Raw genomic sequence first — 23,856 nt, 5'->3', positions numbered from 1 at the left:
CGCGGGTTGAGTCGATGCGTTGGAGATTAATGGTAATGAGAATGCTTGTCAAAACACTTTGTGTAAGGTGCGTGCCAGAGCGACCGGCGGTCGAGATTCGGCCTGTCACGCAAAGCTGTGTATGATGGTCGGCCTTTGCTGGATCCGGGGGAACGTGTTCCGCCCGGGCAAGGTTTATCACCCCTCATCAGGAGAGATCGAATGAGCGTACTCGTTGGCAAACAAGCCCCGGACTTCACCGTTCCAGCCGTGCTGGGCAACGGCGAGATCGTCGACAGCTTCAACCTGGCCTCGGCCATCAAGGGCAAGTACGGCCTGGTATTCTTCTACCCGCTGGACTTCACCTTCGTCTGCCCGTCCGAGCTGATCGCACTGGACAACCGCATCCCTGACTTCCAGGCGCGCAACGTGGAAGTGATCGGCGTGTCGATCGACTCGCACTTCACCCACAACGCCTGGCGCAACACCCCGGTCAACAACGGCGGTATCGGTCAGGTCAAGTACACCCTGGCGGCCGACATGACCCACGAAATCTGCAAGGCCTACGACGTCGAGTCCGAAGGCGGCGTGGCCTTCCGTGGCGCCTTCCTGATCGACACCAACGGTGTCGTTCGTTCGCAGATCGTCAACGACCTGCCACTGGGCCGTAACATGGATGAGCTGCTGCGCCTGGTCGACGCCCTGCAATTCCACGAAGAGCACGGCGAAGTCTGCCCGGCCAACTGGAAGAAAGGCGACAAGGGCATGAACGCTTCGCCGGAAGGCGTCGCTGCCTACCTGAGCGAGAACGCTGGCAAGCTGTAATTTGCCACGCGCATAAAAAAACCGGCCCTGGTGGCCGGTTTTTTTATGCCTCAAGTTTCAAGCTGCAAGCTACAAGTGAAAAGCACAGCGAATGCAGGCAGCTCTTTCTTGTCGCTTGAAGCTTGTGGCTTGCAGCTTAGTCGTTGAAATCGCGCCAGCCGCCCATCTCTTTCCAGCGATTGACGATGCCGCAGAACAGCTCGGCGGTCTTCTCGGTGTCGTAGCGCGCCGAATGCGCCTCGCGACCGTCGAAGTCGATGTCCGCACTCTGGCAGGCCCGCGCCAGTACCGTCTGGCCGTAGGCGAGGCCGGCGAGGGTGGCGGTATCGAAGCTGGAGAACGGGTGGAACGGGTTGCGCTTGATGTCATTGCGCGCCACCGCGGCATTGAGGAAGCCCAGGTCGAAGCTGCTGTTATGCCCGACCAGGATCGCCCGCTTGCAGCCATTGGCCTTCAGCGCCTTGCGCACGCCGCGGAAGATATCGGTCAGCGCGCTTTCCTCGCTCACCGCCATGCGCAGCGGGTGGTCCAGCTTGATGCCGGTGAACTCCAGCGCGGCGGCCTCGATATTGGCCCCTTCGAACGGTTCGACCCGGTGGAAGTAGGTGTGCTCGGGGAACAGGAAGCCCTTTTCATCCATGCCGATGGTGACGGCGGCGATCTCCAGCAGTGCGTCGGTGGCGCTGTTGAAACCGCCGGTCTCGACATCCACCACCACCGGCAGGTAGCCACGGAAACGCTCGGCCATCGGATGGCGCGAGCCGCTGCTGACCTGGCTGTCCTGGTCGTCTTCGTAAAGATCTTCGCTCACGCGTTGTCCTCCAGCAGGCGCCAGCGCAACTTCTCACCAGCGCGCAGGGGGATCACGGTATTGTCGCCGAACGGCAGGCTGTCCGGTGCGGTCCATTCTTCGCGCACCAGGGTGATGGTGTCGGTGTTGCGCGCCAGGCCGTAAAAGTCCGGGCCGTGCTTGCTGGCGAAGCCCTCGAGCTTGTCCAGCGCGTTGCGCTGTTCGAATGCCTCGGCGTACATCTCGATGGCGGCGTAGGCGGTGTAGCAGCCGGCACAGCCGCAGGCGGCTTCCTTGGCATGCTTGGCGTGGGGCGCCGAGTCGGTGCCGAGGAAGAACTTCGGGTTGCCGCTGGTGGCGGCATCCAGCAGCGCCACCTGGTGGGTGTTGCGCTTGAGGATCGGCAGGCAGTAGAAGTGCGGGCGGATACCGCCGACCAGCATGTGGTTGCGGTTGTACAGCAGGTGCTGGGCGGTGATGGTCGCACCGACGTTGGCCGGCGCTTCGCTGACGAACTGCGCGGCGTCGCTGGTGGTGATGTGTTCGAACACCACCTTCAGGGTCGGGAAGCGCTCGACCAGGCGGCGCATGTGCTCGTCGATGAAGCGTTTCTCGCGGTCGAACACGTCGATCTCGCTGCGCGTGACTTCACCGTGCACCAGCAAGGGCATGCCGGTTTCGGCCAGGGCCTCGATCGCCGGGAAGATATTGTCGATGCTGGTCACGCCCGAATCGGAGTTGGTGGTGGCGCCGGCCGGGTAGAGCTTGGCGGCGTACACGATCCCGCTGGCCTTGGCGGCACGCACATCGTCGGCGCTGGTGCGGTCGGTGAGGTAGAGCACCATCAGCGGCTCGAAGCGGCTGCCGGCAGGGCGTGCGGAAAGGATGCGCTCGCGGTAGGCAGTGGCCTCGACGGCGTTGCGCACCGGCGGAACCAGGTTGGGCATGATGATGGCGCGGGCGAAGGTGCGCGCCACGTCACCGACGGTGTGGGGCAGGACGGCACCATCGCGCAGATGGATGTGCCAGTCGTCGGGGCGCAGGAGGGTCAGGCGATCGGACATTGGAGATTCCAGGCGGGTCGAACTCAGAAGCCAATGCTACCGGAAAACCCCTGTTGGAGCACGGCTATCAAGTTTTCCGACGGGCGACCGATAGCGTTCAGGTAAGCCGTCGAAATTTGTGGAGCCGCCCGTGCGCCAGCGTTACCTAGCCCTGTTCACCCTCGTTGCCAGCCTGCCGGCCGGGGCAATGACCTTCCAGACCCGCGTGGAGAACGTCGCCTGGAAAGTCGAGGGTGACCAGTTCGAATGTCGCCTGATCCAGCCGATCGACGGTTTCGGCAGCGGCGAGTTCGTGCGTCGCGCCGGCGAGCAGCCGACCTTCCAGCTGCGTTCGGACAGCAATGTCCTGGGCGCCGGCTCCGCCACCCTGCTGGCCGCCGCCGCGCCCTGGCAGCCCGGGCGCGGCGACATCAACCTCGGTGCGGTGCACATGGCCCGTACCGGTGTGCTGTTCACCTCCAGTCAGGGCCAGGCCAGCCGCCTGATCAACGGCCTGCTTGATGGTCGCAGCACCGTGGTGCGCAACTACCGGGGCGAAGGTGGTCGGCCGATGGAAGTGCATGTGATGCCGGTCAGTTTCGCCAAGGCCTACAGCGACTACCAACTGTGCGCCGCCAAGTTGCTTCCGATGAACTACGACCAGATCCGCCAGACCCAGGTTGGCTTCCCCGGAGGCGGGATCGAGCTGGACAGCTCGGCGCGCGCCCGTCTGGATGTGCTGCTCGACTACCTGAAGGCCGATCCGACGGTCAACCGCATCGAACTCAACGGCCACTCCGACAACAGCGGCAACCGCCTGACCAACCGCGACACCTCGCGCCGACGGGCGCTGGCGGTGGCCGATTACCTCAAGGCCCATGGCGTGCCGGAAGAGCAGATCAGCGTACGCTTCCACGGCGAGCGCTATCCGCTGGCCAAGAACAACAGTGCCGCCAACCGCGCGCGCAACCGCCGGGTGAACATCCAGCTCGAGCGCGTGACACCGGTCGAGAAACCGGTGGAGAAACCGGCAGCGCAGGTGCCGCCGTCGGCCCCGGCACCCGCCGCCACGCCTGCGCCAACGACGCCTGCAGCCGCTGCCACGCCGTCCGCTCCAGTGAAATCCTGAGTGCGGCAGCGGGTCGCGCCCTCGACAATTCCTGTCGCTTTGTCGTCACAAGCTGTCGCCCCATTGTAAATTTTTCGGCAACGCCGGTAGAATCATCCGCTTTCCGTACAACCCCGTGGAGTGATGGCATGGCGGACGTAAAAAAGGTCGTATTGGCGTATTCCGGCGGCCTTGATACTTCGGTGATTCTCAAGTGGCTGCAGGACACCTACAACTGTGAAGTGGTGACCTTCACCGCTGACCTCGGCCAGGGCGAGGAGGTCGAGCCGGCCCGCGCCAAGGCCCAGGCGATGGGCGTGAAAGAAATCTACATCGACGACCTGCGCGAAGAGTTCGTGCGTGATTTCGTCTTCCCGATGTTCCGCGCCAACACCGTCTACGAAGGCGAGTACCTGCTGGGTACTTCCATCGCCCGCCCGCTGATCGCCAAGCGCCTGATCGAGATCGCCAACGAAACCGGCGCCGACGCCATTTCCCACGGCGCCACCGGCAAGGGCAACGACCAGGTGCGTTTCGAGCTGGGCGCCTATGCGCTGAAGCCCGGCGTCAAGGTCATCGCCCCGTGGCGCGAGTGGGACCTGCTGTCCCGCGAGAAGCTGATGGACTACGCCGAGAAGCATGGCATCCCGATCGAGCGCCACGGCAAGAAGAAGTCGCCGTACTCGATGGACGCCAACCTGCTGCACATCTCCTACGAAGGCGGTGTCCTGGAAGATACCTGGACCGAGCACGAAGAAGACATGTGGAAATGGAGCGTCTCCCCTGAGAACGCCCCCGACCAGGCTACCTACCTCGAGCTGACCTACCGCAACGGTGACATCGTCGCCATCGACGGCGTCGAGAAGAGCCCGGCCACCGTGCTGGCCGACCTCAACCGCATCGGCGGCGCCAACGGCATCGGTCGCCTGGACATCGTCGAGAACCGCTACGTCGGCATGAAGTCGCGCGGCTGCTACGAGACCCCGGGCGGCACCATCATGCTCAAGGCCCACCGTGCCATCGAGTCGATCACCCTGGACCGTGAAGTCGCTCACCTGAAGGATGAGCTGATGCCCAAGTACGCCAGCCTGATCTACACCGGCTACTGGTGGAGCCCGGAGCGTCTGATGCTGCAGCAGATGATCGACGCTTCGCAGGTCAACGTGAACGGTGTTGTGCGCCTGAAGCTGTACAAGGGCAACGTCACGGTCGTTGGCCGCAAGTCGGACGACTCGCTGTTCGATGCCAATATCGCGACCTTCGAGGAAGACGGCGGCGCCTACAACCAGGCCGACGCCGCAGGCTTCATCAAGCTCAACGCACTGCGCATGCGCATCGCGGCCAACAAGGGCCGTTCGCTGCTGTAAGCCTTTGGCGTACCCGAAAAACCCGGCCTCGGCCGGGTTTTTTCATGCCCGGGATTCAGGGGGAGGCGGGGCCTCGCCTTCCTGCATCGGCGACACCGACAGGTGGATGCAGGTTCGCGTATCGAGGTTGTACAGGATCCAGCGCCGCTGTTGGCCGTGGGGACGCTCGATCATCCGCAGCACATGGTTTTCGATGAGCTTTCGACTGTCGGTGCCGGAGATGGCGATGATCATCGCCCCTTTGTCCCGTGCGGCAGGTGGGGACGGCGGCCTGTCCTTCCCCGTGGCGCGTCTGTCCGGGGCAAACAGCGACCCGTTGTTGAAGTTGAGCGTAAGGAAGAACAGCACGGTAAGGAAGAACGGAAACCCTACCAGGAACCAGGTGTAGACAATCTGGCTGTCGTCGCTGAGAAACGGCAGCGAGGCCAGGGCGGACGCCTCGATCACACCGGCAAATACAGCGATAAGGGTCAACGGACTGATAGGGTCGCGATTCATGATGAGTGCCTGGCCATGCTTTGCCCATCAGTAGCTCGTTTTCCCGATTGCGATAAGCGTGGATCATTTCCCTGCCGGGTGATGCCACAGGCTACGGCAGCGCTTTTTATCCAGTCTGTACAGTCGAAATTTCCTGCATGAAGTGTCACCTGGCGGCACTTGGATCCAATTCTGCCGACTGTTACTTTTTGGGGGCGACGAACATGCATCTATTACATTTTGTTAATTAGCTGCTTGTAGGAAGAATCTCTATTAACAGTAGTCCACTTCTTTCGGTGAATTTGCCAGGGAAACCGCTGCATAAATAATCGTTATGCTCGGGTGTGGTGGTCTATCGAACTAAAAATAACGTATCAATGGGAATCGCATGAATAAAGTGCTGATCGTGGATGATCACCCGGTCATTCGCCTGGCCGTACGCATGCTGATGGAGCGGCATGGCTACGAGGTGGTGGCGGAGAGCGACAATGGTGTGGATGCCTTGCAACTGACGCGGGAGTATTTGCCGGACATTGTCATTCTGGATATCGGGATCCCCAAACTGGATGGGCTTGAAGTGATTGCCCGGATGACCCTGGCAAGTCCCGGGACCAAGGTGCTGGTGCTGACCTCTCAGGCGCCGGGGCACTTCTCGATGCGCTGCATGCAGGCAGGGGCGGCGGGTTATGTGTGCAAGCAGCAGGAGCTGACCGAACTGCTCAGCGCGATCAAGGCGGTGCTGTCCGGCTACAGCTATTTCCCCAACCAGGCGCTGCACAAGGGGCGCTCGGGCGTGAGCGGCGCCACGGAGATGGAGATGGTCGAGCGGCTTTCCGGGCGGGAGATGATGGTGTTGCAGCAGCTTGCCCGGGGCAAGAGCAACAAGGAGATCGCCGACAGCATGTTCCTCAGCAACAAGACGGTCAGTACCTACAAGACGCGCCTGCTGCTCAAGCTGAATGCCCGTTCGCTGGTGGACCTGATCGAGCTCGCCCAGCGTCATGGGCTGGCCTGACAGCATCATTGAAAAAGCCTCCACTGGGGAGGCTTTTGCGTGCTTGTTCTACAAGTCGTAGTCGAAGTCGGCCAGTTGCTTCTGCAGGCGTCGTTCCTCGAGCATGTTGTCGATGGTGCGGCGTTTGCTCAGGTTGGTCTTGGCCGGTTCGGCCTGCGGCTCCACATCGTCGTCCGCACTCTGGAAATCGTCGTCGATTGCCAGCTCTTCTTTATCGGTGCTCATGCGTCACTCCAAGCCAAAGGGCCATTGGCCGTCCTTATAACGGGAATCGCAGAGCGGGTAAAAAAGATTTTTTCAATTGCCTCGAGCAGGTTTCAGCTATTGCCTCAATCGTCGGAGGTCTTGTGCTTGTATTCGCACAGGTCTTCGATCCGGCAACTGCCACAGCGCGGTTTGCGGGCCTGGCAGACGTAACGGCCATGCAGGATCAGCCAGTGGTGGGAGTCGAGCAGATAGTCCCTGGGCACGAACTTGAGCAGCTTCTTTTCCACCTCCAGCACGGTCTTGCCCGGTGCGATACCCGTGCGGTTGCTGACCCGGAAGATATGCGTGTCGACGGCCATGGTGAGCTGGCGAAAGGCGGTGTTGAGCACCACGTTGGCGGTCTTGCGGCCGACGCCGGGCAGGGCTTCGAGGGCTTCGCGGGTCTGCGGGACTTCGCCGGCATGTTGTTCGACCAGCAGACGGCAGGTCTCGATGACGTTCTTGGCCTTGCTGTTGTACAGGCCGATGGTCTTGATGTACTCGCTCAGGCCATCGACGCCCAGGGCGTGGATGGCCTGCGGGGTGTTGGCGACCGGGAACAGGCGGGCGGTGGCCTTGTTGACGCCGACATCCGTCGACTGGGCCGAGAGGATCACGGCGATCAGCAGTTCGAAAGGGCTGGAGTAGGCCAGTTCGGTCTTGGGCTCGGGATTGTCTTCATGCAGCCTGCGAAAGATCTCCAGGCGTTTGGCGGCATTCATGGGGTCAACGGTTTCCTTGACGACGTGAGGCGGTATTCGATGGGCGCAGGTGATTGTACAGGCCCAGCAGCAGGCCGAGCAGTATCAGCGCGCCGGGCGCCAGCGCGGCGAGGTGCAGGCCGAGACCGTCGGCCAGCAGTTGGCGGCAGATGCCCTGGGCCAGGCCGGCCGCCAGCAAACCAAGCAGTCCGAGCCCCAGTAGGCGATATCGGCCAGGCTGTGCTGGCAGTTGCTCGCTGGCCAGGCAGGGCAGGGCCAGCAGCAGTGGGTAGAGGCCAAGCTGTTTGGCCAGGGGCATTGCCCAGGCTTGCAGGCCGAGGTGCAGGCAGGTCGCCAAGGCGGCGGCAAGTACAGTGCTCGTCCACAGGCGGGGGGCTTGTTCCAGGTGACGGCGCAGAGGAGTTATCAACGCCTGGTGCAGGCCCACCAGCAATATTGTGCAAAGGCTGATCGCAAGCGCCTGGACGATGCTGCTGGTCGCGCCGAGTAATGGTGCCAGGCTGATTGGCAGAAGCCAGAAACGGTTCATGGAGGCGTCTCACCGAGCAATGCGGGGCGATGCTGGTCAAAATAGCGCAGTGCATCCTGGATCGCCTCGATGACTGCCCGCGAGGTTACCGTCGCCCCGGCCAGCTGGTCGAACGCACCCTGGTCACGTTTGATCGCCCAGGCCAGCTCGGGCGTATCGCGCAGTGTCCGGCCGATGAACTGGTCCAGCCAATGGCGCGCCGGGTCGATCAGTTGATCGCCAAGGCCGGGGCTTTCCTGCTGTTCGAGCACGCGCACGCCCACCAGGCGGCCCTGGGGGGCGATGGCGATCACCAGTTCGATGGCACCGCCATAGCCTTGGACGCTGCTGTGCAGCAGAACGGCGCTGGTAACGCCCGCCTGGCTGGCGCGGTAACCGGCCAGCAGATGGCTATGGCTCAGCTTGGCGTCGGTCAGGGGCACGGGTGTTTGCAGTGGCCGGTTGTCGTAGCTGCCCGGCGGCAGCACCTTGAGCCACTGCTGTTCCTGCCATTGGCGCGAGGCCTCGGCAATCGGCCCGGCGGTGAAGCGCTGCCAGGTCAGCGTCGCGGCAATCGCCAGCCCTGCCACCAGTAGCGGCACTGCGGCACTGCGCCAGAGGGCGATCATGGGCAGGCCTGCTGGCGGCGTTCCGCCCAGCGATCCAGGGTTGGGGCGGCGAGGTTCATCAGCAGGACGGCGAACGCCGTGCCATCGGCGAAGCTGCCCCAGGTGCGGATCAGGTAGATCAGCAGGCCGGTGCCGATACCGAACAGCAGGCGGGCCAGCGGCTGCTTGCAGCCAGATACCGGTTCGGTGGCGATGAAGAAGGCGGCCAGCATGGTCGAGCCGGACAACAGGTGCAGCAGTGGCGAGCCGTTGGAATCGGAGCCTGAGCCATTCCAGCCCAGCAGGCTGGACAGGAACAAGGCGCCGAGCAGGCCGGCGGGGGCTTGCCAACCGAAGACCTTGCGCTGCAGCAGGAACACCCCACCGAGCAGGAAGGCGAGGTTGACCCACTCGCTACCACGCCCACCCAGGTGGCCGAACGCCGGGTGGCTGGCGAACAGTTCGTCGATGGTCAGGCTGCGGTTGTGGCGCAGGACATCGAGCACCGTGGGGCTGGCCCAGGCGTCGATCCGTTCGCTGGCGCCGAAAGCAAGGTTCAGACTTTCGACGAGCCCGGGGGCCTGGCCGGGCCAGTGGTTCATCTGCAAAGGGAAGCTCAGCAGGACGAACGCATAGCCGACCATGGCGGGGTTGAACAGGTTGCGCCCGACCCCGCCGAAGGCCTGTTTGCCCAAGCCGATGGCGACGCAGGCCGCCATCACGGGTAGCCACCAGGGCGCCTGGCTGGGCAGGGCTGCGGCCAGCAGCGCGGCGGTGACCAGTGCACTGCCGTCGCCAAGGGCGCAGGCGACCGGCATTCTCCGCCAGCGCAATAGCACAGCCTCGGTGGCCAGCGCCGCGCAACCGCTCAACAGCAGGTTGATCAGCACGCCCCAGCCATGCAGCCAGAACAGCACCAGCAGGCCAGGGGCGCAGGCCAGCAGAACCAGCTGCATGGTGCTGCGCAGGCGCGGATCAGTGGTCGGCATGGGTTTGCAGGTCCTCGAGGTGTTGCACGGCAATGGCTTCCGTTGCCGGGGGCAGGGCGATGCGTGGACCCAGGTTCATTGGGTGAAGAGTCCGTTGAGTCCCGAAAACGCCATGGCCATCACCCCAGCGCCGATCAACTGGACGGGCAGGCCGCGCAGGGCTGCGGGCATCTCGGCATGGCGGCAGCGGGCGTCAAGATCGGCATACAGCACCAGGGCCAGCCAGAATCCCAGCGCGCCGACAATGGCCCACGCCAGAATCCCCCACCCGTCCACGCTGTCGCTGCCAAGCAGTAACAGCAAGCCTAGCACCACGGCGTTTGCGCTTAGCAAGGGTTGCAGGTCGTGCAGGGGCCAGTCTGGCCGAAAGCGTCGGAGCAGGTTTGGCAGTGTCCAGGCCAATGCCGCCAGCAAGGGCAGGAAGATGAATAATTGCAGGTCCTGCAACCCCAAGGGCAGGAGAAATTGCCGGTGCAGCCAGACGCCTGCAGGTAGTGCAACGAGGATCAACAGGGCCGAACACAGGCCCAATGCATGCAGGCGCGCACGCTCGACCGGCTCGGCCTGCAGGACCAGGTGATTGACCAGCGCGGCGCTGACCAGGATCAGGACGTAGTCACTCATGGCGATGCCGAAAATCGGAGGGTGCCATCATTATCGGGCAGCGGGTGGCAGATGCAACTGCCCCGGCCAATTGGCCGGGGCAGGAGGGCTTACTTGATACGCTGGCCTGGCTTGGCGCCGCTGTCGGGGCTGAGCAGGTAGATCTCTTCACCGCCAGGGCCGGCGGCCATGACCATGCCTTCGGAGACGCCGAAACGCATCTTCCGCGGCTTGAGGTTGGCCACCATCATGGTCAGGCGGCCTTCCAGCTGGGAAGGGTCCGGGTAGGCCGACTTGATGCCCGAGAACACGTTGCGGCGTTCGTCACCGATGTCCAGGGTCAGCTGCAGCAGCTTGTCGGCACCGGGCACGGCTTCGGCCTTGACGATCAGCGCCACGCGCAGGTCGACCGCAGCGAAGGTGTCGAACTCGATCTCGGCCGACAGCGGGTCCTTGGCCAGCTCGCCATTGCCCGCCGGAGCGGCCTTGGCTTCGGCGGCCAGCAGGTCTTCCTTGCTGGCGGCGATCATGGCTTCGACCTTGGCCGGTTCGATACGGCTCATCAGGGCCTTGAACGGGTTGAGCTGATGGTTTTCCAGGCGTGACAGGTGGTCGTTCCAGGTCAGTGGAGCGACGTTGAGGAACGCCTCGGCGTCTGCTGCCAGCAGCGGCAGCACCGGCTTGAGGAAGATCACCAGCTGGCGGAACAGGTTGACGCCCTGGGCGCAGATGGCCTGCACCTCGTCCTGCTTGCCTTCCTGCTTGGCCAGCGACCAGGGCGCCTTGTCGGCGATCCAGGCGTTGGCGCGGTCGGCCAGGGCCATGATCTCGCGCATGGCGCGGCCGAAGTCGCGGGCCTCATAGGCCTCGGCGATCGACGGCGCGGCGGCGAGGAAGGCTTCGGTCAGCTCGGGCGCGGCATCGCCGGCAACCATCACGCCGTCGTTGCCCTTGTGGATGAAGCCGGCGCAGCGGCTGGCGATGTTGACCACCTTGCCGACCAGGTCGGAGTTGACCTTCTGCACGAAGTCCTCGAGGTTCAGGTCGAGGTCGTCGACGCCGCGACCGAGCTTGGCGGCGTAGTAGTAGCGCAGGTATTCCGGCTGCAGGTGGTCGAGGTAGGTGCGCGCCTTGATGAAGGTGCCGCGCGATTTCGACATCTTCGCGCCGTTGACGGTCAGGTAGCCGTGCACGTTGACCGCGGTCGGCTTGCGCAGGCCCGCGCCTTCGAGCATGGCCGGCCAGAACAGGGCGTGGAAGTTGACGATGTCCTTGCCGATGAAGTGGTACAGCTCGGCCTTGGAGCCTTCGTTCCAGAACGCGTCGAAGTCCAGCTCCGGACGGCGGTCGCAGAGGTTCTTGAAGCTGGCCATGTAGCCGATCGGCGCGTCCAGCCAGACGTAGAAGTACTTGCCCGGCTCGCCCGGGATCTCGAAGCCGAAGTACGGCGCGTCACGGGAGATGTCCCACTCCTGCAGGCCCGAGTCCAGCCATTCGGCGAGCTTGTTGGCCACCGCGTCCTGCAGGGTGCCGCTGCGGGTCCACTGCTGCAGCATGGCCTGGAAGTCCGGCAGTTTGAAGAAGAAGTGCTGCGAGTCGCGCAGTACCGGGGTGGCGCCGGAGATCGCCGACTTGGGGTTCTTCAGTTCGGTCGGGGCATAGGTGGCGCCGCATTTCTCGCAGTTGTCGCCATACTGGTCCTCGGCCGCGCATTTGGGGCAGGTGCCCTTGATGAAACGGTCGGCGAGGAACATGCCCTTCTCAGGGTCGAAGTACTGGGTGACCGAACGGGTGGCAATGTGTCCGGCGTCGCGCAGGCGGGTGTAGATCAGGCTCGACAGTGCGCGGTTCTCCTCGCTGTGCGTGGAGTGGTAGTTGTCGAAGTCGACCAGGAAGTCGGCGAAGTCGGCGCTGTGCTCGGCCTGGACGTTGGCGATCAGCTGCTCCGGGGTGATGCCTTCCTTTTCCGCGCGCAGCATGATGGCCGAACCGTGGGCGTCGTCGGCGCAGACATAGATGCACTGGTTGCCGCGCAGCTTCTGGAAGCGCACCCACATGTCCGTCTGGATGTACTCCAGCATATGGCCAAGGTGGATCGATCCATTGGCATAGGGCAGGGCGCTGGTGACGAGAATCTGACGTGGCTCGGACATGGTGGCTCGGCTACTTATCTGGCTACGGGGTAAAAATGAGGGTGATCGGCCACTATAAAGGGCTGGCGAATTTATTTCACCCCAAGGACGCATCTGCTGACGATTGACGGGTTAGCATAGGCGCCTGTTCCGTATCCAGTTTGCCAATGGGAGCCTCCATGAGTGCCGTCACCCGTGCCGCCGTCGAAGGCGTGCTTCGCCAGTACACCGACCCCTACCTGAACCAGGACCCGGTCAGCGCCGGTTGCGTGCGCGCCATCGACATCCAGGGCGGCCAGGTCAGCGTGCAGTTGCAGCTGGGGTATGCCGCCGGTCTGTTCAAGGGCGGTTGGGCGCAGGTGCTGCAGACCGCCATCGGCAACCTCGATGGCGTTGCCTCGGCCAGCGTGAGCATCGACTGCGTGATCGCCACCCACAAGGCCCAGGCACAGGTGCCAGCCATGGCCAACGTGAAGAACATCATCGCCGTGGCCTCGGGCAAGGGCGGGGTCGGCAAGTCGACCACCGCCGCCAACTTGGCCCTGGCCCTGGCCCGCGAAGGCGCCCGGGTGGGCATTCTCGATGCCGATATCTATGGCCCTAGTCAGGGGGTGATGTTCGGCATCGCCGAAGGCACCCGCCCGCAGGTGCGCGATCAGAAGTGGTTCGTGCCGATCAAGGCCCATGGCGTCGAGGTCATGTCCATGGCGTTTCTCACCGACGACAACACGCCGATGGTCTGGCGTGGTCCGATGGTCTCGGGGGCGTTGCTGCAACTGGTGACCCAGACCGCCTGGGACGACCTCGACTACCTGGTGATCGACATGCCGCCGGGCACCGGCGACATCCAGCTGACCCTGGCGCAGAAGGTGCCGGTGGCAGGCTCGGTGATCGTCACCACGCCCCAGGACCTGGCGTTGCTGGATGCGAAGAAAGGCGTGGAGATGTTCCGCAAGGTCAACATCCCGGTGTTGGGCGTGGTCGAGAACATGGCCGTGCATATCTGCTCCAACTGCGGCCATGCCGAGCACCTGTTCGGCGAAGGCGGTGGCGAGAAGCTGGCGGCGCAGTACGGCGTCGAGCTGCTGGCTTCGCTGCCGCTGTCGATGTTGATTCGCGAACAGGCCGACAGCGGCAAACCGACCGCCATCGCCGAACCGGAAAGCCAGATCGCCATGGTCTACCAGGAGCTGGCGCGGCAGGTGGGGGCGGGGATCGTGCTGCAGGAAGCGGCGGCCCCGGCGATGCCGAGCATTACCATCAGCGAGGATTGATTCGGGCTGGGTAGCTCAGGACCTGAGGGGCGTGGGAGCGGGCTTGCCCCGCGATGATGGTTGCCTGGGCTGGCGCCATCGCGGGGCAAGCCCGCTCCCACGAATAGATATGCTTACAAAGCCATCAATCTTCAGGCACAAAAAACCCGCCAATGGCGGGTTTTTTTTGAAAGCGAGGAAGCGAGATCGACTTAGGCGATCTGAACTTCTTCAGCCTGCATGCCTTTCTGGCCGCGGGTAGCGACGAAAGTAACAGCCTGGCCTTCTTTCAGGGTTTTGAAGCCGTCAGCTTGGATGGCTTTGAAGTGCACGAACAGGTCGTCGCCCGACTGAGGGGTGATGAAGCCGTAGCCCTTCTCATCGTTGAACCACTTGACAACACCGGATTGACGGTTGGACATTTTTCTGTCTCCTTGGACAAAGTTGATAACGGTCAGGAAACACCCTGACCGGGACTGAGCGCAAAGAGAGCAGAAAATTCAGCGATGGGCCGATCAGGATCGTGCATCAAACTAGAGATTCTCGGTGTCACGTGCAGCACAGTGGCGCCACCTTAACCCACTTTCCACAACCTGCCAATGGCCAACAAGCGCTTTGATGAAATTCGGATCGGCGGCCTGTACAGGCCCCGTCCGGCGCGGGATAGGGCGAGGAAACTTTAACCCGGGCGTCGGGACCGGTAAGATGCACCTCTCGTTTTTTACCCCGCACTCTTCAGGACACCCCGCCATGAGCATCAAATCGGACAAGTGGATTCGCCGCATGGCGCAGGAACACGGCATGATCGAACCGTTCGTCGAGCGCCAGGTGCGCGGCGAGCAGGACAGCCGGGTCATTTCCTTCGGTGTCTCCAGCTACGGCTACGACGTGCGCTGTGCCGACGAATTCAAGGTCTTCACCAACATCAACTCGGCCACCGTCGATCCGAAGAACTTCGATGCCGGCAGCTTCGTCGACATCAAGAGCGACGTGTGCATCATCCCGCCGAATTCCTTCGCCCTGGCCCGTACCGTCGAGTACTTCCGCATCCCGCGCGACGTGCTGACCATCTGCCTGGGCAAGAGCACCTACGCCCGTTGCGGCATCATCGTCAACGTCACGCCGCTCGAGCCCGAGTGGGAAGGCCATGTGACCCTGGAGTTCTCCAACACCACCACGCTGCCGGCAAAGATCTACGCCAACGAAGGCGTGGCGCAGATGCTGTTCCTGCAGTCCGACGAGGAATGTGAAGTCTCGTACAAGGACCGTGGCGGCAAGTACCAGGGCCAGCGCGGCGTCACCCTGCCACGCACCTGAGCCGACAAAGCGCGGGAATTGTTTCCGCGCCCGGCACTCCAATGAGAAGTCCCGGCGCGCATGCCGTGCGCCGGGCCTCGTCAGGAGCCGCCGATGAAACTCGACCCCGCAATCAGTGCCAAGCTGGCCGTCCTGCAGCCGAACCAGATCGGATTGCTGGCCTGGTCGCTGATGGCCCATCCGCCGATCCACACACCGCTGCCGATGCAGGCCGGTGGTGTGCCGCACCAGCCCGATCCCGACACGCCGCAGCCGCCGGAACCTGGCGAGCACCCGCCGATGGAGCCGGGCGAGCCGACCCTGCCCGACGAGCCGCCTCCAGCCCCAGTGGCTTGATTTTTCTCAGTTGCCCAGCAGGTAGCCGCTGCGGCAAACCTGTTCCCCGGCCACATGGGCAACCACCATGCCTGCCGTGGCCATGCGCCGGATGCTGCGCGCATAGAGCAGCCCGGCTTGGGTATTGCGCAGGGGCGTGACCCGGTCGTTGAGCGGGTCGATGACCTCGGCAATCAGTTCACCGGCTTGCAGGTACTGGCCGGGCGCGGCGTGGAACACCAGCAGCCCGCCGAGTGGCGTCATGACCGGCTCCACAGCCGCCAGCGGCGTCGCCGGGTGCACCAATGCGGGCATCGGGGCCGGCTGGCCCTCGATGACCCCGGCATGGGTAAGGAAGTCGAGGATCGCCTGGCAGTCCCGGGTCGCCAGGGGGTGGCTGACATCGGCCTGGCCGCGCAGCTCGATGGTCACCGAGAAACTGCCCTGGGGGATAGGGAAGCGTTTGCCGAAGCGCTGCTGCAACTGCCACCACACCAGGCTGAAACACTCATCGAACGACTGTCCGCCCGAGTCGGTGGCCAGCAGGCTGGCCTGCACGCCCAGATAGCGGGCCAGCGGCTCGACCTGGGGCCATGCCTCCGGCGTGGTGTACAGGTGCTCGACGGCCTCGAAGTCGCAATGCAGGTCGAGCACCATATCGGCGTCGCAGGCCAGGCGTTGCAGGGTCAGGCGCTGCGACTGCAGCGGCGTGTGCGCGGGGTGGGCATCCAACCCCCGGCGCAGGTATTCGCGTATCAGCGCCAGGTTGTGCGACGGATCCTGGGTGAGATGGCCTTCGATCTGGTCGCCGATGCTGTCGGACAGGTCGACGAACCTGCGGTTGAAGTTCTCGCCGCTCTGCAGTTCGAAACGGCCCAGCGGCGCGTCCAGCAGCACCTGCTCCAGGCCCACCGGGTTGGCCACCGGCACCAGGATGATCTCCTTGTGCAAGCGGCCCTGCTGCTCCATTTCCCCGAGTCGCTGCTTCAGGTGCCAGGCTACCAGCATGCCCGGCAGTTCGTCGGCGTGCAGCGAGGCCTGGATGTACACCTTGCCGGCGCCACGCGGGCCGAAGTGGAAACTGTGCAACTGGCGGGCGATACCCGGAACAGGGGAGAGCAGGTCGTGGGTCGAGTGGTGCATGGTGGTCCTGATGTCAGCGTTTTAGGGCGAAGGCTGGGATCAAGGATAGAAGCATAACTTCGGGAGTGGCGCACTATTCAGATCGCGGGGCGCAAGCGGAGGCGGGCGATGAGTCTGTATCGACCATGAGATCGAGCGCCGCCAGCGCGACGCTTGATCTCGGACTGCCAAATGACCTACTTGCCAGGCACCAGGGTCAACCGCTGGCTGCCATAGGCCCGGGCAAAGTTCTGTGGTTGCAGCGGCAGGCTGCTGAAGCGGCCCTTGAACCAGGCATCGAGTCCGTCGCTGTAGTTGCGGCTGGCCGGGTTGCCGGACTGGCCGTTGCTGGTCAGTACCTGCAGCGGTTCGGCCTGGCCGAAGTCGACGATCATCCGCGCCGAGGCCGAAAGCTGGGTGTCGAAGCCGCTCCCCCAGGCATAAGGGGTCAGGGCCAGGGTGCTGAAGTCGCCACCCGCCGCCAGGGGCGCGCGGTCGAGCTTGTCGCCCAGGCCGTGGTAGGCCGGTGCCGGCCAGCGGTACTGGTGCAGCTTGCCCCATTGCCAGGCGCGGCGATCGGTGCCGAGCTGGGCGGTGCCGGTATCCACCGCGGCGGCCAGGCTGCGGGCAAGGATGGTCGGCTTGTCTTCCTTCTGCGGCGTGCCGCGATCATCCCAGAACGGGCTGTCCTCGCGCCCCAGCAGGTGATCGACCTGGGCGGAGTAGGACAGCTGGGCATTGCCGACGAAGGCCTGCCAGGCCGGGCTGGATTCCGGGCCCAGTTCGTCGAGGAAGGTCTGCCGGGTGACCGCCTGCATGAACAGTTCATACAGCGCGGCATCGGCCGAGACCGGGCTCAGCCGGCCATCGAAGGCCTTGAGTCGGGCCAGGGCATCGCGGGCCTTGTCGCGCTGCGCAGCGGGCAGGGCATCGATGGCCTGCTTGAGCGGCTGGGCCATGCCGGGTGCGTCGAACATCTGCTTGAGCTTGTCGGCCAGCAGCGTCACCTGGTCGTTCTGCAGCGCCATCAGGCTGCGGCTGTCGTGACGACCGTTGCCGGCCAGCAGGGCCATGCGCTCGGCGCGCTCGGGGTAGTACCAGCTGCTCGACAGCTGCATGCCATAGCCCTTGGGCAGGCTGCGCTGGTTGGCGTGGCCGATGAAACCGGCGGGCGGATCCTGGTCGTAGGGGTGCAGCATCGCATCGGCGTAGCCGTCCCAGTCATAGCGCCCGTCCCAGCCCGGCGAGGGCAGCAGGCCCTGGCCTTCGCGGCGGTTGGGGTAGCGGCCGCTGACCTGCCAGCCGATGTGCTGGGGCTCGGCGAACACGAAGTTCAACGCCGCCGCAGCGACCTCGCGGGTGCTGTCGAAGGCACGCTCGATGTTCTGCGCGCGGGTCAGGTCGAACAGCGCGTCGAGGCTGCGATCCTCCTTGAGCTGCGGCAGGTGCAGGGCCAGGGCCAGGCTGCCATGGCCCGGCAGCAGGGTGCCGTGGCGGGTGTCGTACATCACCTCGCGCTGCGGGCGCTGGCCGCGGACGAAGAAGGTTTCGTTGCGTGCGCGGGCCTGCTGCCACTTGCCGTCGGCAAGGTAGCTCAGCTGGTTGCCCTGGCGCCGTACCTGCTCGAGGAACAGGTCCTGGTTGTCGGCCATTACCGCGCTGCTGCTCCAGGCCAGCTTGCCGTTGTAGCCGGCCAGCACGATCGGCAGGCCTGGCAGCGACAGGCCTGCGACCCGGTACTTGGTGGTATGGATCTGTATCGGGCTCAGTGCCCAGGTGGCGCGGCTGTCACTGGCCAGCAGGCTCTTGCCGCTGCGGCTGCGCTGGGGTGTCAGGGCCAGGTTGGCCGAGCCTGGGGCGCCCAGCAGGCCGAGGTCGGCCAGTTGCTGACCGGCGGCGGTGAGTGCACCGAGCCCTGGTAGCTGGCTGGCCAGGTTCACCCCCTTGAGTTTGTCGACCTCGCCCTCGGCCAGTGGCTCGTCGGGGGCGCCGGGCAGCAGCCAGGCGAGTTTGTCGGCACCGACCTTCTGCGCCAGGGTCAGGGCCGACAGTTCCTCCTGCAGGTTCACCGACTGGCTGAAGGCGTAGAGACTGAAGATCAGCGCCGAGTCCTCGGCCTTCCAGTATTCCGGGCGGTAGCCGCTGCGGGCGAGCTCGCCCGGCAGCTTGTCGCGGTAGCGGAACAGGTAGGCGTTGACCCCGCGGGCGTAAACCTCGAAGAAGCGCTTCAGGCGCGGCGAGGCATCGGCGTAAAGCTGGCCGGCGCTCTGCTTGAGGTTGGCGGCGCGCATCAGGCGGTCCATCTCCAGGGCATCGGCCCCGGCCAGCTCGGCCAGGCGCCCCTGGGCCAGCAGGCGCATGGCGACCATCTGCTCGATGCGATCCCCGGCGTGCAGGTAGCCCAGGCTGAACAGCGCGTCGTGGAAGCTGCTGCTTTCGATCAGCGGCGCGCCCATCGCGTTGCGCCGAACCGAGACGTTCTGCGCCAGGCCCTTGAGCGGTTGTACGCCGGTCGTCGGCAGCACACTGTCCTGGTGACCACCCATCTGGCAGCCGCCGAGCGCGAGCAGGCCAAGCAACGCGGCAGCACTGCCGAGGCGGAGAGGGAAGGGCGGAAGGACGGGGGCGGCCATGACTAGGCTCCTGCAGGGCGTGGCGGGGTTCTGAAAGGCGCTAAGGTAGTGAGCGCGCAGTCGCCGTGCAAGGTGCCGGGGAGCTTTATTTACCAGTGGTAGTGCTGGTGCGTGCAGATCGCGGGTCAAGCCCGCTCCCGCGACGATTTGCCGGGGAGCGGGCTTGACCCGCGATGGCCTGCTTCGACGTCGATCAGGCGCCGTGGCACTTCTTGAATTTCTTCTCGCTGCCGCACGGGCAAGGGTCGTTGCGGCCGACGTCCTTCAGGGCGTTGCGCACCGGCTCCTGGTGGCCGTGGTTGCAGTGCGGGCCGTGCACATGGCCATGGTCGTGGCCATGGTCGTGACCGTGGTTGCAGTCGGGGCCATGGACATGGGGTTGCTGGGTCATTGCGGGGTTACTCCGGTTGTAGATCGCCGGGGATTATCTCACCCCTTTGCGACAAGTGCAGGTCCCGATGGACGATCAGCCCGGTGGCCAGCTCGCCGCGCAGTTGGTATTGCAGGGGTTGCCCACTCTTGAGCAGCTTCGCCAGGGGCTTGAGGTGCTGCCAGAGGTTGGTGCGCACGGTGATCTTGAAGGTGCGCCGGGCCTGGCCGCCAACGCTGCGCCACAGGCTGGCCTCGTCCTCGGCCAGGAGCAGGTCGCCCAGACGCACCGAATAGGTCAGGTGGCGGATGAACAGGCGGCTGTCGTTGGGGTTGTCGACCCGCAGGTGCAGGACGAACTCCTGCTGGTGCAGACGCATCTTCACCGGCTGCACCTCGAGCAGGTGCAGCTGTGGCTCGCGCCAGGTGTCGTCGCCCCAACTGGCGCAGCCCGCCAGCCAGCCCAGCAGCAGGCCGAGTGTGAGCAGGCGGGCCAGGGGGCGCATGTTCAACTACCGAGGTAACTGGCGCAGCATTTCTTGAACTTCTGCCCGCTGGCGCAAGGACAGGGATCGTTGCGACCGGCCTTGAGCGCCACGGTCGGGTCGATGAAGTACCAGCGTCCGGCATGCTGGACGAATGCCGAGCGCTCGCGGTGCTGGTGGTCGCCTTCCAGGTCGTGCCAGCGCGCGGTGAAAGTGACGAAGGCGTGCTCGGGTTGCCCGCCCAGCACCTCGGCGCTTTCCACCTCCAGCCCCAGCCAGGTGCTCTGCGCGCTCCAGGCTGCCATGGCGGCGCGATCCAGCTCGGACTGCTGGGCCGGCAGGGTGGTGTCGACCAGGTAGTCCACCAGGCCCAGCACGTAGGCGCTGTAGCGCGAGCGCATAAGGGTCTGGGCGTCCGGCGCCGGGGTGCCGCTGTGATAATGCCCGCAGCAGGCGTCGAGCAGGTTGCCGCTGCCGCAGGGGCAGATCGAGACACTCATCCGGTCACCACCAGTACTTGCCGAAGTTTTCAGGGTTGGCCCAGAACTTCGCATTGAGCCAGTCCGGGACCTGCTTGTAGTCATGCAGATCATAGGTGAACAGGCTCAACACCTGTTCGTCACGCTGGAATTTCTCGCTGGCCGAGAGTGCCAGCGAATAGAAGTCGGTGTCCTGCCAGCCGCAGGCGTTCAGATCCGCCAGCACCGCGATGCTGCTGGCATTGAGGTTGCGGATACCGCCCAGCAGCTCCAGGCCGGTGCGCTTGGGCAGGTGCTCCAGGCAGTCGACCAGTACCGCCAGGTCGAAGCGTCGGGCCGCCTGTTCGGCGGGGAGCGGACCGGGCGCGGCGACCTCGATCCGGGTCTCGGGATGGGCGGCGGCGAAGGCCTCCAGGGCCGGGAAGCGGCTGCCCACCAGCAACAGCTGGCGCGGGGTGAAGCGATCGAGCAGGGCGGCCAGGGCCTGCTGCGGCGTGCGTTGTGAGAAAACCTCGGTCATTGCCATTCCTCATTCAGGTCGCTCAAGACTAGCGGTCCTGGGCGATCGGGCAAAGAGGCGCGTCGCCACGTCGTGGCTTATTGCTGGCAGAGCGGTAATCGCCGGTCTTTACTCCCAGAGCATCGGTAATGCACCGATTCCCCCTAGGAGAAGCAACAAGATGAGCATAGTACGCACAGCGATACCCCTGGTTCTGCTCACCAGTGTGTTGACTGGTTGTGCAGGTTTGCAGAAAACCGACTGGCCGAAGTGTGCTGCCGTCGGGGGCGTGGGTGGCGCGGCCCTGGGCGCGATCGAAAGCTCCAGCTGGGCCGGCTGGGGCGCGTTGCTCGGTGGCGGCCTGGCGGCCGGCTATTGCTGGGCCCACGGCGATGGCGACGAAGACGGCGATGGCGTGCCGGACAGTCGCGACAAGTGCCCCGGCACCCCGCGTGGCGTGCAGGTCGATGCCAACGGCTGCCCGCCAGAGCCGGCACCGGTGGTCGAGGAAGTGGTGGTGCAGAAGGAAGAGGTCATCGTCATCCGTGATGTGCGTTTCGAGTTCGACTCGGCGCGCCTGACCGCCACTGACAAGGAGCGCCTCAACACCATCGCGACGCGCCTCAAGCAAGAAGCCCCGGGCGCCCGCCTGAGCGTTTCCGGCCACACCGACAGCGTCGGTTCCGACAGCTACAACCAGAAGCTGTCCGAGCGTCGTGCCCAGTCTGTGACCAACTACCTGGTCGAAAGCGGCGTACCGCGTGCCAGCTTCGTCTCGGTGGTGGGCGCTGGTGAAACCCAGCCGGTGGCCGACAACGCCACTGCCGATGGCCGCGCCATGAACCGCCGCACCGAGATCAAGATCCAGCGTTGACCGCCGTGCGCCCGCGCCTTGAGAAGTGGCGCGGGCGCGTCTTTACTCCTGTGTGACCGGTAGCGGCCGGTGACACAGGAGCAATCACCATGCGTGTTTTGTCGAAAGCGGCACTGCCGTTGGTGGTGGCGACGAGCCTGCTTACAGGCTGCGCCACCCACAGCGATGGCAGCGCGCCCCTCAATCAAAGGACCTGGCCCATCTGCAGCCTGCTTGGCGGACTGGTCGGCGGCGGCCTGGGCGCCATCGAGAGTTCCGCCTGGGCGGCCGGCGCCGGTGCTGCCGGAGCCATTGCCGGCGGCCTGATCTGCTATGCCCAGGATGGCGACGAGGATGGCGATGGCGTATTCGACCGCCGCGACCGCTGCCCGGACACCCCGGCAGGCACCCAGGTCAATCACATGGGCTGCCCGTTGCCGCAGTATCCGGCGTCGGCACCTCAACCGGAGCCGGCGGCAACCCCGGAGGTGATCACGCTCGATGACCAGGGCCAGGTGCTGTTCGCCTTCGACTCCGCCGAGCTGACCCAGGGCGCTCAGCAGCGCCTGCAAGGTTTGCTGCCCAAGCTCAACGACCCCAGCGTGGCCAGTGTCAAGGTCATCGGTTTCACCGACAGCGTGGGCTCGGACAGCTACAACCAGCGCTTGTCCGAGCGCCGCGCCAGCGGTGTTGCCGAGTACCTGATCAGCCAAGGGCTGGCGCCGAACAAGGTGACCAGCCAGGGCCGTGGCGAGAGCGAGCCGGTGGCTGACAACGACACCGATGAGGGCCGCTCGCGCAACCGACGGGTGGAACTGCACCTGAACTGAAGCCCTCTGGCGCATGCCCTGGCAGTAGGGTTACTGTTGCCGGCGCGGCCTGCTCGAACGGGCCGCGCCGACATAACAACAATCCATGGGGGCCGGACATGAAGTTCATCCTGGGCCTGGGCAAGGCTCTGACGGTGGCGTTCTGGGGCGTGGTGCTGTTCAACCTGTTCATGCCACAGCCGTTGCCGCTCAATCTGCTGATCAATGCCGCAGGTATCGTCCTGCTGTCGCTGCATGCGCTGGAGGTGCTGTGTTTCAATGGCAGCCTGCGTGGGCGCAGCCATCGCTGGTTCGACCGCCTGCAGATCCTGCTGACCGGTATCTTCCACGTCATGTCCATCCCCCGTCCGCAGGAGGCGTCGAGCCATGCGTAAATTGATGTTGCTGGCCGCACTGGCCAGCCCCCTGGTCCAGGCCGAAAGCCTGGAGGTCGCCGCCCATTCGATGCTGCGTCTGCCCAACAAGGCGGCCAGCGTGCACCTGGAGCAGTTGCGGGTGGCCGATTCGGCGACGTTGCTGCTGCCGGCCACGCTTACCGAACTGAAGATCGACCGGCTCGAACTGGGGCGCGATGCGCGGATCGCCATTGCGCCGGCCGAGCGGGACCTGAGTATCGAGGCTTTGAGTGCCTACCTGGGTGAGGGCAGCGAGTTCAGCGCGCCCGGGGCGCCTGGGACCTATGAGCGCGCGGCACGGCCGGGGCGTAACCTGGATCTGCGGTTGCAGGCGCTGGAGGCGGATCGGCTGTCGATCGATGCCCGCGGCGGGGCTGGGGCGCCTGGGTATGTTGGGCTTGATGGGGCCAATGGCAAGCCTGGGGGTTGTACCTGGGGGCAGGCCAGCCGTGGGGCCAATGGTGATGATGGTGGCAACGGGCATGATGGGGCTTCCGGTGGGCGGGTTCGTCTGGCGGTGCCTGAGGGGTTTGCGCAGGAGCGGATTGTGGTGAGGCTTGATGGTGGTGCGCCGGGCAAGGCGGGGGCTGCTGGGAAGGCTGGTTTGGGTGGGGCTAGTAAGGGGTGTTTGGTTTATCGGACTGATGCTGGGGGCAATGGGCGGCCTGGGCAGGCCGGGCAGCCTGGGTTGGCTGGGGGCTCGGGGGAGTTGATTCTTCAGCGGCTTTGAGTTTCTTTGGTTTGGTTGTTTGGTTGTTTGGTTGTTTGGTTGTTTCAGTTGGTGTTGAGAGTTGTATGTGCATTCATTTGCGATGTTGACGCTTATTCACCTTTCCGCCCTTACGGCGGGTAACTTTTTGAAGGATCAAAAAGTCACCAAAAAATCCTCGCTCC

The 23,856-nt window shown here is 64.5% G+C and carries 28 protein-coding genes; 11 read left to right on the top strand and 17 right to left on the bottom strand.

Features of this window, described 5'->3' with window-relative positions:
- The first annotated feature begins 201 nt into the window (after window positions 1-201).
- Window positions 202-804, top strand: coding sequence for a peroxiredoxin C (locus tag HU735_RS07760; RefSeq protein WP_023629028.1), 603 nt, complete (start codon window positions 202-204; stop codon window positions 802-804).
- A gap of 136 nt (window positions 805-940) precedes the next feature.
- Here HU735_RS07760 and rnt read toward each other — a convergent pair whose 3' ends face one another.
- Both rnt and pyrC read right to left on the bottom strand, forming a co-directional pair.
- Window positions 941-1,615, bottom strand: a complete 675-nt coding sequence (gene rnt, locus HU735_RS07755; RefSeq protein WP_028690079.1) for a ribonuclease T — start codon at window positions 1,613-1,615, stop codon at window positions 941-943.
- Window positions 1,612-2,658 carry a dihydroorotase gene (gene pyrC, locus HU735_RS07750; protein ID WP_186713037.1) on the bottom strand — a complete coding sequence of 349 codons (1,047 nt, stop codon included), beginning with the start codon at window positions 2,656-2,658 and terminating at the stop codon, window positions 1,612-1,614. Before pyrC ends, rnt begins: the two co-directional genes overlap by 4 nt.
- A 130-nt stretch (window positions 2,659-2,788) precedes the next feature.
- Here pyrC and HU735_RS07745 point away from each other — a divergent pair, with 130 nt between their 5' ends.
- Window positions 2,789-3,766 carry an OmpA family protein gene (locus HU735_RS07745; protein ID WP_186713036.1) on the top strand — a complete coding sequence of 326 codons (978 nt, stop codon included), beginning with the start codon at window positions 2,789-2,791 and terminating at the stop codon, window positions 3,764-3,766.
- Between the two features lie 128 nt (window positions 3,767-3,894).
- Window positions 3,895-5,112: an argininosuccinate synthase gene (locus HU735_RS07740; protein WP_050704027.1), complete on the top strand. Its 1,218-nt coding sequence runs from the start codon at window positions 3,895-3,897 to the stop codon at window positions 5,110-5,112.
- 42 nt (window positions 5,113-5,154) lie between these two features.
- Here the strand turns inward: HU735_RS07740 and HU735_RS07735 are convergent, their stop codons facing one another.
- Window positions 5,155-5,610, bottom strand: a complete 456-nt coding sequence (locus HU735_RS07735; RefSeq protein WP_186713035.1) for a hypothetical protein — start codon at window positions 5,608-5,610, stop codon at window positions 5,155-5,157.
- 367 nt (window positions 5,611-5,977) lie between these two features.
- Between HU735_RS07735 and HU735_RS07730 the strand changes: the two genes are divergently transcribed.
- Window positions 5,978-6,604 carry a response regulator transcription factor gene (locus HU735_RS07730; RefSeq protein ID WP_028690074.1) on the top strand — a complete coding sequence of 209 codons (627 nt, stop codon included), beginning with the start codon at window positions 5,978-5,980 and terminating at the stop codon, window positions 6,602-6,604.
- Between the two features lie 48 nt (window positions 6,605-6,652).
- Here HU735_RS07730 and HU735_RS07725 read toward each other — a convergent pair whose 3' ends face one another.
- The 7 genes from HU735_RS07725 to metG form a co-directional block, all read right to left on the bottom strand.
- Window positions 6,653-6,829 carry a hypothetical protein gene (locus HU735_RS07725; protein WP_050704028.1) on the bottom strand — a complete coding sequence of 59 codons (177 nt, stop codon included), beginning with the start codon at window positions 6,827-6,829 and terminating at the stop codon, window positions 6,653-6,655.
- A 104-nt stretch (window positions 6,830-6,933) separates the two neighbouring features.
- Entirely contained in the window at window positions 6,934-7,572 is a 639-nt protein-coding gene (gene nth / locus HU735_RS07720; RefSeq protein WP_186713034.1) for an endonuclease III, read from the bottom strand.
- A 4-nt stretch (window positions 7,573-7,576) separates the two neighbouring features.
- Entirely contained in the window at window positions 7,577-8,101 is a 525-nt protein-coding gene (locus HU735_RS07715; protein ID WP_186713033.1) for an Rnf-Nqr domain containing protein, read from the bottom strand.
- A complete protein-coding gene (locus HU735_RS07710) occupies window positions 8,098-8,709 on the bottom strand; it encodes an RnfABCDGE type electron transport complex subunit G (RefSeq protein ID WP_186713032.1) in 612 nt (203 codons plus the stop codon). The genes HU735_RS07715 and HU735_RS07710 overlap by 4 nt, the downstream gene beginning before the upstream one ends.
- Window positions 8,706-9,677 carry an RnfABCDGE type electron transport complex subunit D gene (locus HU735_RS07705; RefSeq protein WP_186713031.1) on the bottom strand — a complete coding sequence of 324 codons (972 nt, stop codon included), beginning with the start codon at window positions 9,675-9,677 and terminating at the stop codon, window positions 8,706-8,708. Before HU735_RS07705 ends, HU735_RS07710 begins: the two co-directional genes overlap by 4 nt.
- 75 nt (window positions 9,678-9,752) lie before the next feature.
- Complete coding sequence (locus HU735_RS07700; RefSeq protein ID WP_186713030.1) at window positions 9,753-10,301, bottom strand: Rnf-Nqr domain containing protein; 549 nt, start codon at window positions 10,299-10,301, stop codon at window positions 9,753-9,755.
- 89 nt (window positions 10,302-10,390) lie between these two features.
- Window positions 10,391-12,433 carry a methionine--tRNA ligase gene (gene metG / locus HU735_RS07695; RefSeq protein WP_186713029.1) on the bottom strand — a complete coding sequence of 681 codons (2,043 nt, stop codon included), beginning with the start codon at window positions 12,431-12,433 and terminating at the stop codon, window positions 10,391-10,393.
- 158 nt (window positions 12,434-12,591) lie between these two features.
- Here metG and apbC point away from each other — a divergent pair, with 158 nt between their 5' ends.
- Entirely contained in the window at window positions 12,592-13,686 is a 1,095-nt protein-coding gene (gene apbC, locus HU735_RS07690) for an iron-sulfur cluster carrier protein ApbC (protein WP_186713028.1), read from the top strand.
- Between the two features lie 191 nt (window positions 13,687-13,877).
- Here the strand turns inward: apbC and HU735_RS07685 are convergent, their stop codons facing one another.
- The gene (locus HU735_RS07685) at window positions 13,878-14,087 is read right to left on the bottom strand and encodes a cold-shock protein (protein ID WP_003254922.1); all 210 of its coding nucleotides are present in this window, start codon (window positions 14,085-14,087) and stop codon (window positions 13,878-13,880) included.
- A 328-nt stretch (window positions 14,088-14,415) separates the two neighbouring features.
- On the opposite strand from HU735_RS07685, the gene dcd reads away from it, so the two are divergent.
- Together dcd and HU735_RS07675 are read left to right on the top strand one after the other, a co-directional pair.
- Window positions 14,416-14,982, top strand: a complete 567-nt coding sequence (dcd, locus tag HU735_RS07680; protein ID WP_003258001.1) for a dCTP deaminase — start codon at window positions 14,416-14,418, stop codon at window positions 14,980-14,982.
- A 93-nt stretch (window positions 14,983-15,075) separates the two neighbouring features.
- A complete protein-coding gene (locus HU735_RS07675; RefSeq protein ID WP_050704037.1) occupies window positions 15,076-15,318 on the top strand; it encodes a hypothetical protein in 243 nt (80 codons plus the stop codon).
- A gap of 6 nt (window positions 15,319-15,324) precedes the next feature.
- Here the strand turns inward: HU735_RS07675 and HU735_RS07670 are convergent, their stop codons facing one another.
- The 6 genes from HU735_RS07670 to HU735_RS07645 form a co-directional block, all read right to left on the bottom strand.
- On the bottom strand, window positions 15,325-16,440 hold the full coding sequence (locus HU735_RS07670) for a succinylglutamate desuccinylase/aspartoacylase family protein (protein ID WP_186713027.1): 1,116 nt from the start codon (window positions 16,438-16,440) through the stop codon (window positions 15,325-15,327).
- A 176-nt stretch (window positions 16,441-16,616) separates the two neighbouring features.
- Window positions 16,617-19,052: a penicillin acylase family protein gene (locus HU735_RS07665; RefSeq protein ID WP_186713026.1), complete on the bottom strand. Its 2,436-nt coding sequence runs from the start codon at window positions 19,050-19,052 to the stop codon at window positions 16,617-16,619.
- 193 nt (window positions 19,053-19,245) lie between these two features.
- Window positions 19,246-19,443: an SEC-C metal-binding domain-containing protein gene (locus HU735_RS07660; protein WP_186713025.1), complete on the bottom strand. Its 198-nt coding sequence runs from the start codon at window positions 19,441-19,443 to the stop codon at window positions 19,246-19,248.
- Window positions 19,444-19,450: 7 nt separating this feature from the next.
- A complete protein-coding gene (locus HU735_RS07655) occupies window positions 19,451-19,927 on the bottom strand; it encodes an LEA type 2 family protein (protein ID WP_186713024.1) in 477 nt (158 codons plus the stop codon).
- 2 nt (window positions 19,928-19,929) lie between these two features.
- Window positions 19,930-20,406 (bottom strand): YchJ family protein, encoded by a 477-nt coding sequence (locus tag HU735_RS07650; protein ID WP_186713023.1) that lies wholly within the window; start codon window positions 20,404-20,406, stop codon window positions 19,930-19,932.
- 4 nt (window positions 20,407-20,410) lie between these two features.
- Complete coding sequence (locus tag HU735_RS07645) at window positions 20,411-20,905, bottom strand: DUF6231 family protein (RefSeq protein ID WP_186713022.1); 495 nt, start codon at window positions 20,903-20,905, stop codon at window positions 20,411-20,413.
- A gap of 160 nt (window positions 20,906-21,065) precedes the next feature.
- Between HU735_RS07645 and HU735_RS07640 the strand changes: the two genes are divergently transcribed.
- The 4 genes from HU735_RS07640 (at window position 21,066) to HU735_RS07625 (ending at window position 23,692) form a co-directional block, all read left to right on the top strand.
- Window positions 21,066-21,758, top strand: coding sequence for an OmpA family protein (locus HU735_RS07640; RefSeq protein WP_110738786.1), 693 nt, complete (start codon window positions 21,066-21,068; stop codon window positions 21,756-21,758).
- An 89-nt stretch (window positions 21,759-21,847) separates the two neighbouring features.
- Window positions 21,848-22,567 (top strand): OmpA family protein, encoded by a 720-nt coding sequence (locus HU735_RS07635; RefSeq protein WP_186713021.1) that lies wholly within the window; start codon window positions 21,848-21,850, stop codon window positions 22,565-22,567.
- A 98-nt stretch (window positions 22,568-22,665) separates the two neighbouring features.
- On the top strand, window positions 22,666-22,941 hold the full coding sequence (locus HU735_RS07630; RefSeq protein WP_186713020.1) for a DUF1145 domain-containing protein: 276 nt from the start codon (window positions 22,666-22,668) through the stop codon (window positions 22,939-22,941).
- A complete protein-coding gene (locus HU735_RS07625) occupies window positions 22,934-23,692 on the top strand; it encodes a collagen-like protein (RefSeq protein WP_186713019.1) in 759 nt (252 codons plus the stop codon). Before HU735_RS07630 ends, HU735_RS07625 begins: the two co-directional genes overlap by 8 nt.
- The last annotated feature ends 164 nt before the right edge of the window (window positions 23,693-23,856 follow it).

Source organism: Pseudomonas sp. BW16M2, assembly GCF_014268865.1.
Classification (GTDB): Bacteria; Pseudomonadota; Gammaproteobacteria; order Pseudomonadales; family Pseudomonadaceae; genus Aquipseudomonas; species Aquipseudomonas peradeniyensis.
Note: the sequence above shows the minus strand (reverse complement) of the source record. Positions and strands in the feature narration are given on the sequence as shown.

Coding starts and splice junctions, on each gene's coding strand:
- HU735_RS07760 (WP_023629028.1), top strand. CDS start 202: ATGAGCGTACTCGTTGGCAAACAAGCCCCGGACTTCACCGTTCCAGCC.
- pyrC (WP_186713037.1), bottom strand. CDS start 2,658: ATGTCCGATCGCCTGACCCTCCTGCGCCCCGACGACTGGCACATCCAT.
- HU735_RS07740 (WP_050704027.1), top strand. CDS start 3,895: ATGGCGGACGTAAAAAAGGTCGTATTGGCGTATTCCGGCGGCCTTGAT.
- HU735_RS07735 (WP_186713035.1), bottom strand. CDS start 5,610: ATGAATCGCGACCCTATCAGTCCGTTGACCCTTATCGCTGTATTTGCC.
- HU735_RS07730 (WP_028690074.1), top strand. CDS start 5,978: ATGAATAAAGTGCTGATCGTGGATGATCACCCGGTCATTCGCCTGGCC.
- HU735_RS07725 (WP_050704028.1), bottom strand. CDS start 6,829: ATGAGCACCGATAAAGAAGAGCTGGCAATCGACGACGATTTCCAGAGT.
- nth (WP_186713034.1), bottom strand. CDS start 7,572: ATGAATGCCGCCAAACGCCTGGAGATCTTTCGCAGGCTGCATGAAGAC.
- HU735_RS07715 (WP_186713033.1), bottom strand. CDS start 8,101: ATGAACCGTTTCTGGCTTCTGCCAATCAGCCTGGCACCATTACTCGGC.
- HU735_RS07710 (WP_186713032.1), bottom strand. CDS start 8,709: ATGATCGCCCTCTGGCGCAGTGCCGCAGTGCCGCTACTGGTGGCAGGG.
- HU735_RS07705 (WP_186713031.1), bottom strand. CDS start 9,677: ATGCCGACCACTGATCCGCGCCTGCGCAGCACCATGCAGCTGGTTCTG.
- HU735_RS07700 (WP_186713030.1), bottom strand. CDS start 10,301: ATGAGTGACTACGTCCTGATCCTGGTCAGCGCCGCGCTGGTCAATCAC.
- metG (WP_186713029.1), bottom strand. CDS start 12,433: ATGTCCGAGCCACGTCAGATTCTCGTCACCAGCGCCCTGCCCTATGCC.
- apbC (WP_186713028.1), top strand. CDS start 12,592: ATGAGTGCCGTCACCCGTGCCGCCGTCGAAGGCGTGCTTCGCCAGTAC.
- HU735_RS07685 (WP_003254922.1), bottom strand. CDS start 14,087: ATGTCCAACCGTCAATCCGGTGTTGTCAAGTGGTTCAACGATGAGAAG.
- dcd (WP_003258001.1), top strand. CDS start 14,416: ATGAGCATCAAATCGGACAAGTGGATTCGCCGCATGGCGCAGGAACAC.
- HU735_RS07675 (WP_050704037.1), top strand. CDS start 15,076: ATGAAACTCGACCCCGCAATCAGTGCCAAGCTGGCCGTCCTGCAGCCG.
- HU735_RS07670 (WP_186713027.1), bottom strand. CDS start 16,440: ATGCACCACTCGACCCACGACCTGCTCTCCCCTGTTCCGGGTATCGCC.
- HU735_RS07665 (WP_186713026.1), bottom strand. CDS start 19,052: ATGGCCGCCCCCGTCCTTCCGCCCTTCCCTCTCCGCCTCGGCAGTGCT.
- HU735_RS07660 (WP_186713025.1), bottom strand. CDS start 19,443: ATGACCCAGCAACCCCATGTCCATGGCCCCGACTGCAACCACGGTCAC.
- HU735_RS07655 (WP_186713024.1), bottom strand. CDS start 19,927: ATGCGCCCCCTGGCCCGCCTGCTCACACTCGGCCTGCTGCTGGGCTGG.
- HU735_RS07650 (WP_186713023.1), bottom strand. CDS start 20,406: ATGAGTGTCTCGATCTGCCCCTGCGGCAGCGGCAACCTGCTCGACGCC.
- HU735_RS07645 (WP_186713022.1), bottom strand. CDS start 20,905: ATGACCGAGGTTTTCTCACAACGCACGCCGCAGCAGGCCCTGGCCGCC.
- HU735_RS07640 (WP_110738786.1), top strand. CDS start 21,066: ATGAGCATAGTACGCACAGCGATACCCCTGGTTCTGCTCACCAGTGTG.
- HU735_RS07635 (WP_186713021.1), top strand. CDS start 21,848: ATGCGTGTTTTGTCGAAAGCGGCACTGCCGTTGGTGGTGGCGACGAGC.
- HU735_RS07630 (WP_186713020.1), top strand. CDS start 22,666: ATGAAGTTCATCCTGGGCCTGGGCAAGGCTCTGACGGTGGCGTTCTGG.
- HU735_RS07625 (WP_186713019.1), top strand. CDS start 22,934: ATGCGTAAATTGATGTTGCTGGCCGCACTGGCCAGCCCCCTGGTCCAG.